The following is a 12,502-nucleotide window of genomic DNA, read 5'->3' as shown; positions in this document are numbered from 1 at the left end:
GCGCGCGGGCGACGCGCCCCGGCGGCGATCCGAGGAGGCTGGAACCATCAACCGATCAGCTCCGCACACCGCGGAGGAAGGAACCAGCTCATGTCCGCCTCAGCCACCACCGAGTCCACCACGATCTCGCCCGCCGAGGACGTGACCCTGGCAGACGCCCCGACCGAAGCGTTCGGCCCCGAACCGCTCACCCAGGCCACGCCCGTGCAGGAGGTCGCGCCGACTCAGCCGACGACCCCCGTGCCCCTTGCCCCCGTGCCTGCTGCGACGACCGCCGACCGCGAGAGCTCGACCCAGACGCTGTCGATCATCGCGTTCGCCCTGTCGATCGCCGCGGTCGTCGCCCCGTCGTTCGTGCTCCTGCCGATCGCCTCGCTCGTGCTCGGCATCATCGCGCTCGCCCGCAAGCCGAAGTCGAAGGGCTTCGCCCTCACCGCCGTCATCATCTCCGGCACGATGCTGGCGCTCGCCCTGATCGTCGCCGCCGGTGCAGCCCTGCTGCTCGGAGTGTCGGTGATCAGCAGCGGCTACGCCGGCTGACCCGCTCTCCCACCCGACGCCCGTCCGCTCCTCGAGCGGGCGGGCGTCGTGGCGTGTCCCCCGGGCATCCCGATCCGCCCTTGATTGTTACACAATCCTGCGGCAGGCTGTCCCCGTGACGCGTTCGCCAACAGAAACCCCGACGACCGGCAGCAGCACTGCCGCGGGGCGCCTGTCCGTCGCCGCCGCGATCCTCGCCGCTGTGTGCTTCGGGACGACGGGGACGGCTCACGCGCTCTTGCCGATCGAGGTGGGCTCGGTCGCGTTCGGCGCTGCACGCATCGTCTTCGGCGGAGCGCTCCTCGTCCTCGTGTGGGCGGCCTTCACCCGTCGCTCGAGGTCCACGCCACCTCGGACCCGCGCAGCGGAACTCGGAAGGCCCGCCCTCATCGTCGCCGTCGTCGTCGGCACGATCGGGGTCACCGCGTACCAGCCGTTCTTCTTCCTCGGGGCGGAACGCAACGGTGTCGCGATCGGGACGCTCACCGCGCTCGGCTCCGCACCCGCGATCACCGGCCTCCTCGAATGGGCGATCCACCGTCGACGCCCGAGCGGCCGCTGGTTCCTGGCCACGATCGTCGCCGCAGCCGGCGTCGCCGTCCTGTCCGGGGTGACGGGCGGCGGGATCGGGACCGTCTCGGTGGACGGGTTGCTCGCGTCCGTCGGCGCCGGAGCTTCCTACGCCCTGTACACGCTCTGCAGCAAGGCGCTCATCGAGCACGGGTGGACGCCGCTCGGCACCATGGCGGCGCTCTTCGGCGGGGCGGCGCTCGTCTCGGTGCCGATCCTCCTCACCACTGAGACCGCATGGATCCTCACCGCACCCGGCGCACTCGCGGTCGCGTGGCTCGCGCTCGTGAACACGGTGGCGGGGTACCTGCTGTTCGGCTACGCGCTCGGCGGACTGCCCGCGTCTCGCGTCGCGACCCTCACGCTCTTCGAACCATTGACGGCGACGCTCCTCGGCATCCTGCTCCTCGGCGAGTCCTTCGGGCCGTCCACCGTCGTCGGTGCCGCGCTGCTCGTGACCGGACTCGCGATCCTCGTCGTACCGAAGCGCATCGACCGTCGCGAGGTCGCCCGATGACCGCGGTCGACGCCGTCGCGGACGCGCTGCGGGAGGACATCCTCGACGGACGGCTCGGCGCGGACGAGCCGTTGCGTGAGACCGCCCTCACGGCCCGGTTCGGCGTCAACCGGCACACCGTCCGAGCGGCACTCCATGCGCTCGCGGCGGAGCGCCTGGTCACGTTCGAGGCCTACCGCGGTGCACGGGTGCGGTCGTTCAGCGATGCGGACGTGCTCGCCCTCATGGAGTACCGGACGGCGATCGAGGCCGAGGCGGTCCGGCTGCTGCGAACGCGTGTGGAGCCGTCATCGCGCCCACCGGCCTCGATCATCGCGGCGAACGACAGTCTCCGACGCATCTGCATCGAACGACCCGGCGATCACCGTGCCATCGAGGTCGCGCACGCCGAGCTGCACCACGCGATCGTCGCCGCGGCCCGGAGCCCTCGACTGAGCGAGGCGCACGCTGGCCTGCTCGCCGAGCTCGGCCTGTTCATGGTGCAGCTCCGGAGCGTCCTCCCGCCCGAGGAACTCATCGACCAGCACGACCGACTCGTCCACGCGCTCAACGGCGACCACGGCGAGGCGGAGCTCCGCGCGCACCTCGCGCACTCGGCGGAGCAGCTCATCGCGCTCCGCCGGTCCGGTCCCTGAGCCATCCCGTCCGATCCCTGAGCCACCCCTTCCGGTCCCTGAGCCACCCCCTTCCGGCCCCTGAGCCACCCTCTTCCGGTCCCTGAGCCTGTCGAAGGGCACCTCGACAAGCTCGGTGACCGGATGGCGCTCGGCGACCGGGCGCGGCTCGGCGACCGGGTGCGGCTCGGCGACCGGGTGCGGCTCGGCGACCGGGTGCGGCTCGACGACAGGACGGGCGATCAGCCTCGCGTCGAGGTGACCGCCTCCGGGCGCGAGCCGGTGGCGTCGGCCGCCGGCCGGACGGCGGGGTGCTCCTCGGACGGGCCCGACCACGGCAGCGTCACGGTGAACGTGGTGCCGGCGGACGACGAGGCGACCTCGATCGACCCTTCGTGGCCCTCGGCGATCGACAGCGCGATCGCCAGCCCGAGGCCCGTGCTGCCGGCGGCACGCGAGCGCGACGAGTCGGCCCGGGCGAATCGGTCGAAGAGTTCGGGGAGGAAGGCCTCGTCGATGCCGGGTCCGTCGTCGGCGATCGTCAGCGAGGCGCGCTGCGGCTCGTCGAGGCTCTTCGGTGCGCTGATGCGGGTGACCACGGAGGTGCCGGCCGGGGTGTGCACGGCGGCGTTCGACAGCAGGTTCACGACGAGCTGGTGGAGACGCTCGCGGTCGCCGCGCACGATGATCGCGCGCTCCGGCACGTCGACCGACCAGTGGTGCGCCGGTGCCGAGACGGCCGCGTCGCTCACGGCGGCGGCGACGAGGTCGCTCAGGTCGACGTCGTCGAGGTGCAGGTCCTGGCCCTCGTCGAGACGCGCCAACAGGAGCAACTCACTGACGAGCGAACTCATCCGGGTAGCCTCCGACTCGATGCGGGCGAGCGCGTGCTCCGTCATGGGCGGGAGGTTCTCGCTGTCCTGGCGGGTGAGCTCGGCGTAGCCCTGGATCGCGGCGAGCGGCGTCCGGAGTTCGTGGCTCGCGTCGGTGACGAACCGGCGCATGCGCTTGTCGGTGGCGGCTCGGACGGCGAGTGCACGGTCGACGTGGTCGATGAGGCCGTTGAGTGCCTCGCCCACCTTGCCGATCTCCGTCCGAGGATCGGTGTCGGCCTGATCGACCCGCACGTCGATCCCGGTGTCGCCGCGCTCGAGCTGCAGCGTGGACACCTCCTCGGCGGCGGCGGCGACGCGGGACAAGGGTCGGAGCCCGAGGCGGACCACGATGATCGCCCCGACGATGGTGACCGCCAGCGCGAGCACGGCGAGGATCGCGATGACGATCGCCTCCTGCTGCACGGCCGCTCGCGGGGTGGCGAGCGAGACGCCGGCCACGAGGGTCTCGCCGTCGCCGTGGTCGAGGAACTCGAGTCGGTACCCGCCGAGCGACCCCAACTCGATGTTCTGTCGCTCGGAGCTGTCGGCCGCGACGGCCTCCTCGATGAGCGCCTTCGTCCGCACGTCGAGCGCCGTCGCGTTGGACTGGGTGAAGCGCGCGGAGTCGACGACCCCTCCGTTCGCAACGAGCGCGATGAGCGTGCCGGGCCCGTGGCCGACGTAGTCCACGAACGGCTTGACGTAGCCGGGCTCGCCGCGCGTGGCATCGGGGTCGACCACGGCTCCCCCACCGGCCTGCTGATCGTGGAACTTCACCACGGAGTGCTCGAAGGCCTCCATCGACCCGGTGAGCTGGGTGTCGACGACGGCGGTGACCGACCCTTCGACCGTAACGATCGTCAGGATGCCCGACACCGCGAGGACCGCCGCGATGACCGCCGCGATGCCCGTCACCAGCCGTCGCTGGAGCGTCCATGGGTGCCGCCGGTCCGCCCGAGGCGTCGGCACGCCCGCAGTCGGAACCGATGCGGTGCTCATTCGACCGGCCGCAGCACGTATCCGACACCGCGGACGGTGTGGATCATCGGCGCCCGGTCGGCGTCGATCTTCTTGCGGAGGTAGGAGACGTAGAGGTCGACGATGCTGGCCTTGCCGGCGAAGTCGTAGTTCCACACGCGGTCGAGGATCTGGGCGCGACTCAGCACGCGCTTCGGGTTGCGCATGAAGTAGCGCAGCAGCTCGAACTCCGTCGTCGTGAGCGCCACCGGCTCGCCGTCGCGGCTGACCTCGTAGCTGCGCTCGTCGAGGAAGAGCCCGCCGATCGTGATGCGGGAGTCGTCGTCGGACACGACGTGCGCGGTGCGGCGGAGGAGACCACGGAGGCGGGCCACGAGCTCCTCGAGCGAGAACGGCTTGGTCATGTAATCGTCGCCGCCGGCGGTGAGTCCCATGATGCGGTCGTCCACCGAATCGCGTGCGGTGAGGAACAGCGTCGGGGTGCCCGATTCCGGCTCCCCCTGCGAGAAGCTGCGGAGCTGGCGCAGGACGCTCAGCCCGTCCATGTCGGGCAGCATGATGTCGAGGACCACGACGTCCGGACGTTCCGTGCGGTAGCGCTGGACGGCCTCGCGACCGTTGGTGGCGACGTCCACGACCCACCCCTCGTAGCCGAGGGCCAGGCTCACGAGGTCGGTCAGGACCGCTTCGTCGTCGACGAGGAGGACGCGGATGGGTGAACCGTCGGCCCGGTACATCCGCGGTAGCTTGGCGAGGACCGCCCGGCGGCGCCCCGAGTCGACGATCTGCGTTGGCAGGTCGGAGGGCATGGGTCGATTATCCGTCGTCGAGCTGCGAGGCGCGGGAGCGACGGGCGATTCATAGAGGCCTCATATCTTTTCAGGCCGAGCCCATGGGCGCGGTGCCTACCGTGGAGGGCATGACCCGAGCAGAACCCCTGGGCACGTCGTTCGCCCCCCGCCGTCGTCGGACGGCCGGAGCGACGGCCGAGCCCGCGGACCGGATCCGGAGCGGTCTCGCCGCCGCGGTCCGTGCTCTGCGTCCCCTGTTCCCGGCAGGTGTCTCACGTCCCCGGTTCCTCCGCGGGCCGCGGATCGAGGTTCCGGTCGACGCGCACCCGATCAGCACCGACCGTCTCGTCCTGCGTCGCCACCGGTTGGAGGACGCCGAGGCCTGGTACCGCATCCAGTCCACGCCCGAGGTCGTCGAGCACCTGCCGTGGCCCGTGCGCGACCGGAAGGCGTCCCGCGAGCACCTGCGTCACCGCGTCCGGCACAGCCGCCTCTGGCAGTCGGGCGACTTCCTCGCCCTGGCCGTCGAGCACGACGGACGGCTCGTCGGAGACGTCTCCCTGCACCTCCGCGACGTCCAGCCCGCCGAGCGCTCGGTCGAGATCGGATGGGTCCTCGACCCCGCCGTCGGCGGACGTGGTCTCGCGAGCGAGGCTTCGGCGGCGATGATCGACCTGGCCTTCCGCGAGGTCGGGGCGAAGACGGTGACGGCCGTCATCGAGCCGGAGAACACCAGGTCCATCGCCCTCGCCGAACGGCTCGGCTTCCTCCGGGCGACCGCGCCGCGCCGATCCTCGAGCATCACCTTCGCGATCACGCCCTCGCTCCTCGCCGCACGTCGTGCCGAACGCGTCGAAGCCACGCCCACGGAGTCCTCCGCCGCGCGTCCCTGATCGCCGGCGTCCCGATCGCCGAACCTGCCGGGGCTGAGTCTCCCCCACTCCAGCCTCGGCAGGTTCAGCCGTCGGGACGCCGGCCACGTGCGTCCCTCGACTCACACGTTCACAACTCAGGTGCTCCCCGGCGCGTCGCCTCCGGCTGCCGCCCGACGGCGCCGACTCGCCCGTGGCGTCCTGAGTTGTGCGCAGCCCAGGGTTCCGGTCAGTTCCAATATCCTATAGGATTATTGCGATGTGCCGGCTCGCGCCGGATCGACGGACTCGATGACGAGGAGATGCAGATGACCAGGCTCTGGAACCGACCGGCCGACTTCGCGGATGAGATGGTTGACGGCTTCGTCCGAGCCAACGGACGCTGGGTACGCAAGGTCTCCGGCGGGGTGTCGCGCTCCACGAAGTCCGCGGAACCGGAGGTCGCCCTCGTGATCGGTGGCGGATCCGGGCACTACCCCGCTTTCGCCGGCCTCGTCGGACCGGGACTCGCCCACGGTGCGGCCATGGGCAACCTCTTCGCCTCACCGTCGGCACACCAGGTGGAGAGCGTCGTCCGCGCGAGCGAACAAGGACAGGGTGTCCTCCTCAGCTACGGCAACTACGCCGGCGACGTGTTGCACTTCACCGCCGCCCAGGACGCCGTGCGCGCCGACGGCATCGACTGTCGCACCGTCACCGTGACCGACGACATCTTCAGCGCCCCGCCCACCGAACTCGAGAAGCGGCGCGGGATCGCGGGCGACCTCACCGTCTTCAAGGTCGCGGGCGGTGCGGCCTCGGGTGGGTACTCCATCGACGACGTCGAGCGCGTGGCGATCCTGGCCAACGCCCGGACCCGTTCGATGGGCGTCGCGTTCTCCGGGTGCACGCTGCCCGGTGCCGACGAACCGTTGTTCTCCGTGCCGGAGGGGCGGATGGCCGTCGGCCTCGGCATCCACGGCGAGCCCGGTATCGACGAGACCGACATCCCCTCCGCAGACGGACTGGCGGAGTTGTTCGTGCACCACCTCCTGAACGAGGTCGAGATCCCGGAGGGCGTCACGCCGAAGGGCGCGCGCGTCGTCCCGATTCTCAACGGCCTCGGCTCCGTGAAGTCGGAGGAACTGTTCGTCGTCTACGACCGCATCGCCTCCCTGCTGGAGGACGCCGGGATCACCCTCGTCGACCCGCAGGTCGGTGAGTTCTGCACGAGCTTCGACATGGCCGGCGTCTCGCTCACCCTGCTCTGGGTGGACGAGGAGCTGGAGCGACTGTGGAGCGCTGCCGCGGACACCCCGGCGTTCCGCACGGGCGCCGTCGACTCCAGCGCACTCGAGACCGTCGCCGCCGACGACACCGAGGACGTCGCCTTCGTCGTGCCGGACGCCTCGCCCGAGTCGCAGGAGTCGGCGGCCGTCGTGGCCGACGCGATTTCCGCGATCCACGAACTCCTCGCGGAGCACGCGGACGAGCTGGGACGCCTCGACGCCATCGTCGGCGACGGCGACCACGGCATCGGCATGGACCGCGGGGCGACCGCCGCCGCCGCCGAGGCCGAGCGCCTGCGCGAGGCCGGTGCCGGCGTCGCGACCCTGCTCGACCGCTCGGGCGACGCCTGGTCCGACCGCGCCGGTGGCACCTCTGGTGCCCTGTGGGGCGTCATGCTCCGCACCCTCGGCGAGCGCCTCGGCGACGCCGGGCGCCCGACCGCCACCGCTGTGAGCGAGGGCGTGACCGCCGCCAAGGACGCCGTCATGCAGTACGGCAAGGCCTCCGTCGGCGACAAGACGCTCGTCGACGCCCTGGTCCCGTTCGCCGACACGCTGGCGGAACGCGTCGCCGCCGGCGACGACCTCTCCACCGCGTGGACCACGGCGGCGGCAGCGGCCACCACCGCGGCCCACGACACGGCCGGTCTCATGCCCGGCATGGGTCGCGCCCGCTCGCACGGCTCGAAGGCCGTCGGCGTCGAGGACCCCGGAGCCGTCTCCCTCGCCCTCATCGTCGAGCGTGTCGGCACCCTGCTCGCCGAGCACTGACGCCCGATCCCCCGAAGCGACACCCCGGTCCCTGAGCTTGTCGAAGGGCCACCCGCTCCAGCAACGAAAGGCACACCATGACCCGCACCTGGCGAATCGTCATCGGCTCCGATGACGCCGGTTACGACTACAAGGAGATCCTCAAGCGTGACCTCGAGGCGAGCGACCTGGTCGCCTCCGTGGTCGACGTCGGGGTCGACGCCGACGGCCACACCAACTACCCGACGGTCGCGGTGACTGCGGCCGAGATCGTCGCCCGCGGCGAGGCCGACCGCGCGCTGCTCATCTGCGGCACGGGCCTCGGCGTCGCGATCGCGGCGAACAAGGTCCAGGGCATCCGAGCCGTCACCGCGCACGACGGCTTCTCCGTCGAACGCGGAGTGCTCTCGAACGACGCCCAGGTGCTGTGCATGGGCCAGCGGGTCGTCGGCATCGAACTCGCCCGCCGCAACGTGCGTGAGTGGCTCACCTACGAGTTCGACGCCTCGAGCGCGTCGAACGACAAGGTGCAGGAGATCAGCGCATACGAAGCGTCCTGATGTCAGGACGTCCCAGACTCGTCGGCGTGAGCCTGAAGATGTACTTCGGGCACGCGCAGACGCTCGACTGGTGCTCGGTCGTCGCGGGGGTGTCGGCCGAGCACCACGCACTCCGATCCGGCGCTGCGGAGCTGTTCGTCATCCCCGGATACCTCTCGGTGACCGGCGCGGTCGAGCGACTCCGCGGCGTCGCAGCCGTGGGGGCTCAAGACCTCGCGACCGAGGACACCGGGGCGTTCACCGGCGAGGTGAGCGGCGCAGAGCTCCGCGAGGTCGGCTGCGAGGTCGTCGAGGTCGGGCACGCGGAGCGGCGCCGACTGTTCGGTGAGACGCCCGACGTCGTCCGCGCGAAGACGACCGCCGCGCTCCGTAACGGTCTCGCGCCGGTGCTGTGCATCGGCGAGGCCGAGCACGGAGACGCCGAGGTGGCGGCCGCGGAGTGCGTCGCGCAGCTTGACGACGCCCTGGCAGGGGCGGTCGCCGCCGGGATCGCGGGCCGCGTCATCGTCGCCTACGAACCACACTGGGCCATCGGCGCCACCGAGGCCGCGAGTCCAGCCCACATCCGCACGGTGTGCCTCCGACTGCGCGGCCACCTCGACGCGCTCGCCACGGGGGGTGTGGTCGACACCTCCTCGGCCGTCATCTACGGCGGGAGCGCCGGACCCGGCCTGCTCACGACGATCGGCGACGCGGTCGACGGGGTCTTCCTCGGCCGCTTCGCCCACGATCCAGCGGCCCTCTCACTGGTGCTCGACGAGGTGGCCGGCCTCGACCGCGCGGGATCCGACCTGCCGCGATGACGCCTGGAGGCCCCGTAAACTGGTCCTCGACGATCATCGCGGCCGCTCGACCGGAGGTTCCCCTCCGTGACGACGCCTCGAGCACACCCTTCGGAGGCTGCCGTGGTTGATGCCGTCTTCCCGCTCGGCGCCTCCTCCTCGCTCGAGCGCCGCGGTCTGCGCGACCGCGTCTACGAGCTGGTCCTCGACATGCTCCTGAGCTCCGGCATCGAACCGGGCGCCCGGCTGTCGATCGACGCCATCGCCCGCGACCTCGACGTCTCGCCGACGCCGGTCCGCGAGGCACTCGTCCAGCTCGAACGCACCGGGCTCGTCACCCGGGTCACCCACAAGGGCTACCGGGTGGCACCGCCGCTCGCCGACGACCAGCTCGAGTCGCTGTTCGACGCCCGCATCGTGCTCGAGAGCGGTGCCACGGCGCTGGCCGCCGCCCACGCCGACGAGCTCGTCCCTGCCCTCGAGGTCGCACTTGAGCAGCACGTCGAGATGACCGCCAGGGTGCGCGCCGCGGCGTCGGCCGGCGAGATCCCCGTCGCACTCCTCCGCGAGTACTTCGCGGTGGACTGGAACTTCCACCACCTCATCTTCGAGGGCACCCGCAACCCCTTCCTCCTCGACATGTCCGAGGGCATCTCCACCCGCGTGCACCGCATGCGCCAGACGGTCGAGACGGGCGTCACCGACGCCGACCAGGCGGTCGTCGAGCACCGCGCCATCCTCGACGCGTTCTCCGACGGCCCCGAGGCCGCCGCGGCGGCCATGCGCTCGCACATCGAGCTCGTGCGCACCCGCGCCCGCAGCGACGCCGAGCACTGAGCCGCCCTTCGACAGACTCAGGGACCGAGTCCGCCGGTCCCCGAGCCCCCTCCTCCGGTCCCCGAGCCGCCCTCCTCCGGTCCCTGAGCCGCCCTCCTCCGGTCCCTGAGCCTGTCGAAGGGCAGAACGGGGCCGACCGCCTGAGCGATCGACCCCGTCGGGTGTTGCGTCGTGACTAGTGCGCCGTGCGGTTCGCCGTCGTCTCGAGCAGCTCGTCCGCCTTCGCCCCACGGAAGAACCGGGTGCAGTAGAGCATCGCGGCCGCGAGGAAGGCGAACACCCCGAGCGAGACCACACCCCACACACCGCTGTCGGTCGGCACGCTCTCGTTGATCCCGGTGCGCATGATCGGGGCGACGAAGCCGCCGAGGTTACCGAGCGAGTTGATGAGGCCGATGCCGGCCGCGGCGGCCGTTCCGGTGAGGAACGCCGTCGGGTAGGCCCACGTGATCGGCCCGACCGAGAGGAAGCTCGCCACGGCGATCGTGATGAACAGGATGCCGAGGATCGGCTGGTTGTTCGCGCCCGCCCAGGCCGAGGCCAGGATGAAGACGCCGGTCGAGATGTAGAACCACGTGCCCCAGGTGCGCCGACGGACGACGGTGTTCGCGTTCCGTCCCACGTAGTAGCAGGCGAAGAGGCCGACGAGCCACGGGATGGCCGCCACGAGGCCGACCTGCCAGCCGACGTCCTGACCGATGAGGTTCGAGACCTGCTGCGGCAGGTAGAACGTCGTTCCGTACACCGCGATCTGCAGGCAGAAGTAGATGATGGTGAAGTACCACACCTTCCAACTCGTCATCGCCTTCGCGATACCGGTCGGGCCGTCCGACTGCCGCACGGTGTCCTCGCGTTCCATCGCGGCCGTCAGCGAGTCCTTCTCCTGTTGGTTCAGCCATTTCGCCTGTTGTGGCGAGTTGGTGAGGAAGTAGAGCGCTGCGAACCCGGCCAGGATCGCCAACATGCCCTCGGCGAAGAACATCACCTGCCAGCCGTGCCACGGGGTCAGGGCGTCGCCGAAGCTGATGAGGCCACCACTCAGCGGGGCGCCGAGCATCTGCGAGAACGGCTGCGCCAGGTAGAAGATCGAGAACATCTGGACACGGACCTTGTTCGGGAACCACTCCGACAGGAACATGATGACGCCGGGGAAGAGCCCGGCCTCGGTCACGCCGAGCAGGAAGCGCAGGACGATGAACATCGTGTCGTTCGTGGTGAACGCGAAAGCCGCAGCGACGATGCCCCAGGTCACCGCGATGCGGGCGAGCCAGAACCGGGCGCCGAACTTCTTCAGCAGCAGGTTGCTCGGGATCTCGAAGATCGCGTAGCCGATGAAGAAGATGCCGGCGCCGAGGGCGAAGGCACCGTTCGAGATGCCGCGGTCGACGCTGAGCGCCTCCTCGGCGAAGCCGACGTTCGTGCGGTCCAGGAACGCGACGAAGTACAGGATGACGAGCATCGGCATGAGGTGCTTCGACGCCTTGCGGATCGCCGACTTCAGCGCCGGATCGTTGGTCGATCCGATCGCCGGCGGATTGGGTGTGGACAAGACACTCTCCTTTGAGATGACTGGTGCGGGTGGGTGCTGCTGGTGCTACTGCTGCTGCTGCTGACGGTGGTCAGGAGACCATCGAGGGGATGATCATCCAGAGGCCGATGCCGACGAAGACGACGCCGAGACCGAGGAAGATCAACCGGGATTTGGTCCACTGACCGGTGAGGTGCTGCATGGTGCTGCTCCGTTCGCTCGTGGTGCGTGTGGTGGATCAGTGCATGTAGAGGCCGCCGTCGACGTTCAGCGTCTGACCGGTGACGAAGCCGGCGTCCTCACTGATGAGGTAGGCGATGGCGGCGGCGATGTCGCGTGGGGTGCCGATGCGGGGCAGGACGCCGTCGGCGGCCATGGCCGTCTTGCGCTCCTCGGTGAGGGTGCCGCCCATGATGTCGGTGTCGATGGGTCCGGGCGAGATGGCGTTGACCGTGATGCCGTCGTGGCCGAGCTCGCGGGCGACGCTGCGGGTGAAGCCGATCACGCCGGCCTTCGCCGCCGAGTAGGCCGTCTTGCTGAAGGTGCCGCCGCCGCGCTGGGCGGAGACGGAGGACAGGCTGACGACCCGACCGACGCCGTTCGACACCATCGACTCCACCGCACGGCGGGTCGTGTAGTGGACGCCGTTGAGGTTGATGTCGATGACGCGCTTCCACTCGTCGGCGCTCACCTCGAGGTAGGGCACCGGTGAGGCTACGCCCGCGAGGTTCACGAGGGCGACGAGCTGTGGGAGGGCGGCCTCGAGTGCGTCGAACGCGGCACGCACCTGCGCCTCGTCGGCGACGTTCGCGCCGGCGCCGGCCGCCTGCACCCCGTGCTGCTCCGCGATCTCGGCGGCGACCGCCTGCGCCGCCGCCTCGTCGAGGTCGATGATCCCGACGTTCCAGCCGAGTTCGGCGAGGTGGTGGGCGGAGGCGCGACCGATGCCGCGCGGGGAGGCTGCACCGGTGAGGACGACGGTCTTGGATTCGGGGAAGCTGGTGGCGGTCATGGCCGGCC

Annotated in this window: 12 protein-coding genes; 8 read left to right on the top strand and 4 right to left on the bottom strand. The window is 70.7% G+C overall.

Annotation, left to right across the window (positions count from 1 at the left end; all coding sequences use genetic code 11):
- Window positions 1-90 precede the first annotated feature (90 nt).
- The 3 genes from ACZZZB_RS13505 to ACZZZB_RS13495 all read left to right on the top strand — a co-directional run bounded on the left by ACZZZB_RS13505 (window position 91) and on the right by ACZZZB_RS13495 (window position 2,262).
- Window positions 91-540: a hypothetical protein gene (locus ACZZZB_RS13505; RefSeq protein ID WP_086474833.1), complete on the top strand. Its 450-nt coding sequence runs from the start codon at window positions 91-93 to the stop codon at window positions 538-540.
- Between the two features lie 115 nt (window positions 541-655).
- Window positions 656-1,627, top strand: a complete 972-nt coding sequence (locus ACZZZB_RS13500; RefSeq protein WP_229939939.1) for a DMT family transporter — start codon at window positions 656-658, stop codon at window positions 1,625-1,627.
- Entirely contained in the window at window positions 1,624-2,262 is a 639-nt protein-coding gene (locus ACZZZB_RS13495; protein WP_137243993.1) for a GntR family transcriptional regulator, read from the top strand. Before ACZZZB_RS13500 ends, ACZZZB_RS13495 begins: the two co-directional genes overlap by 4 nt.
- A 221-nt stretch (window positions 2,263-2,483) precedes the next feature.
- On the opposite strand, the gene ACZZZB_RS13490 is transcribed toward ACZZZB_RS13495, so the two are convergent.
- Complete coding sequence (locus tag ACZZZB_RS13490; RefSeq protein WP_205125878.1) at window positions 2,484-4,031, bottom strand: sensor histidine kinase; 1,548 nt, start codon at window positions 4,029-4,031, stop codon at window positions 2,484-2,486.
- An 80-nt stretch (window positions 4,032-4,111) separates the two neighbouring features.
- Window positions 4,112-4,903, bottom strand: coding sequence for a response regulator transcription factor (locus tag ACZZZB_RS13485; RefSeq protein WP_064295688.1), 792 nt, complete (start codon window positions 4,901-4,903; stop codon window positions 4,112-4,114).
- Between the two features lie 110 nt (window positions 4,904-5,013).
- Between ACZZZB_RS13485 and ACZZZB_RS13480 the strand changes: the two genes are divergently transcribed.
- The 5 genes from ACZZZB_RS13480 (at window position 5,014) to ACZZZB_RS13460 (ending at window position 9,954) form a co-directional block, all read left to right on the top strand.
- Window positions 5,014-5,778 (top strand): GNAT family N-acetyltransferase, encoded by a 765-nt coding sequence (locus tag ACZZZB_RS13480; RefSeq protein WP_194645078.1) that lies wholly within the window; start codon window positions 5,014-5,016, stop codon window positions 5,776-5,778.
- 287 nt (window positions 5,779-6,065) lie between these two features.
- Window positions 6,066-7,796 carry a dihydroxyacetone kinase family protein gene (locus ACZZZB_RS13475; RefSeq protein WP_463529955.1) on the top strand — a complete coding sequence of 577 codons (1,731 nt, stop codon included), beginning with the start codon at window positions 6,066-6,068 and terminating at the stop codon, window positions 7,794-7,796.
- Window positions 7,797-7,873: 77 nt separating this feature from the next.
- Window positions 7,874-8,335 (top strand): ribose-5-phosphate isomerase, encoded by a 462-nt coding sequence (locus ACZZZB_RS13470; protein ID WP_071258616.1) that lies wholly within the window; start codon window positions 7,874-7,876, stop codon window positions 8,333-8,335.
- The gene (locus tag ACZZZB_RS13465; RefSeq protein ID WP_463529954.1) at window positions 8,335-9,138 is read left to right on the top strand and encodes a triose-phosphate isomerase family protein; all 804 of its coding nucleotides are present in this window, start codon (window positions 8,335-8,337) and stop codon (window positions 9,136-9,138) included. Before ACZZZB_RS13470 ends, ACZZZB_RS13465 begins: the two co-directional genes overlap by 1 nt.
- A 102-nt stretch (window positions 9,139-9,240) precedes the next feature.
- On the top strand, window positions 9,241-9,954 hold the full coding sequence (locus ACZZZB_RS13460; protein ID WP_463529953.1) for a GntR family transcriptional regulator: 714 nt from the start codon (window positions 9,241-9,243) through the stop codon (window positions 9,952-9,954).
- Window positions 9,955-10,129: 175 nt separating this feature from the next.
- Here the strand turns inward: ACZZZB_RS13460 and ACZZZB_RS13455 are convergent, their stop codons facing one another.
- Together ACZZZB_RS13455 and ACZZZB_RS13450 are read right to left on the bottom strand one after the other, a co-directional pair.
- Window positions 10,130-11,503 (bottom strand): MFS transporter, encoded by a 1,374-nt coding sequence (locus ACZZZB_RS13455; protein WP_463529952.1) that lies wholly within the window; start codon window positions 11,501-11,503, stop codon window positions 10,130-10,132.
- Window positions 11,504-11,720: 217 nt separating this feature from the next.
- Complete coding sequence (locus ACZZZB_RS13450; RefSeq protein ID WP_463529951.1) at window positions 11,721-12,494, bottom strand: SDR family NAD(P)-dependent oxidoreductase; 774 nt, start codon at window positions 12,492-12,494, stop codon at window positions 11,721-11,723.
- Between the last annotated feature and the right edge of the window lie 8 nt (window positions 12,495-12,502).

It is taken from the genome of Plantibacter sp. AC185 (genome assembly GCF_979258065.1).
The sequence above is the reverse complement of the archived record's forward strand: the minus strand, read 5'-3'. Positions and strand labels throughout refer to the sequence as shown.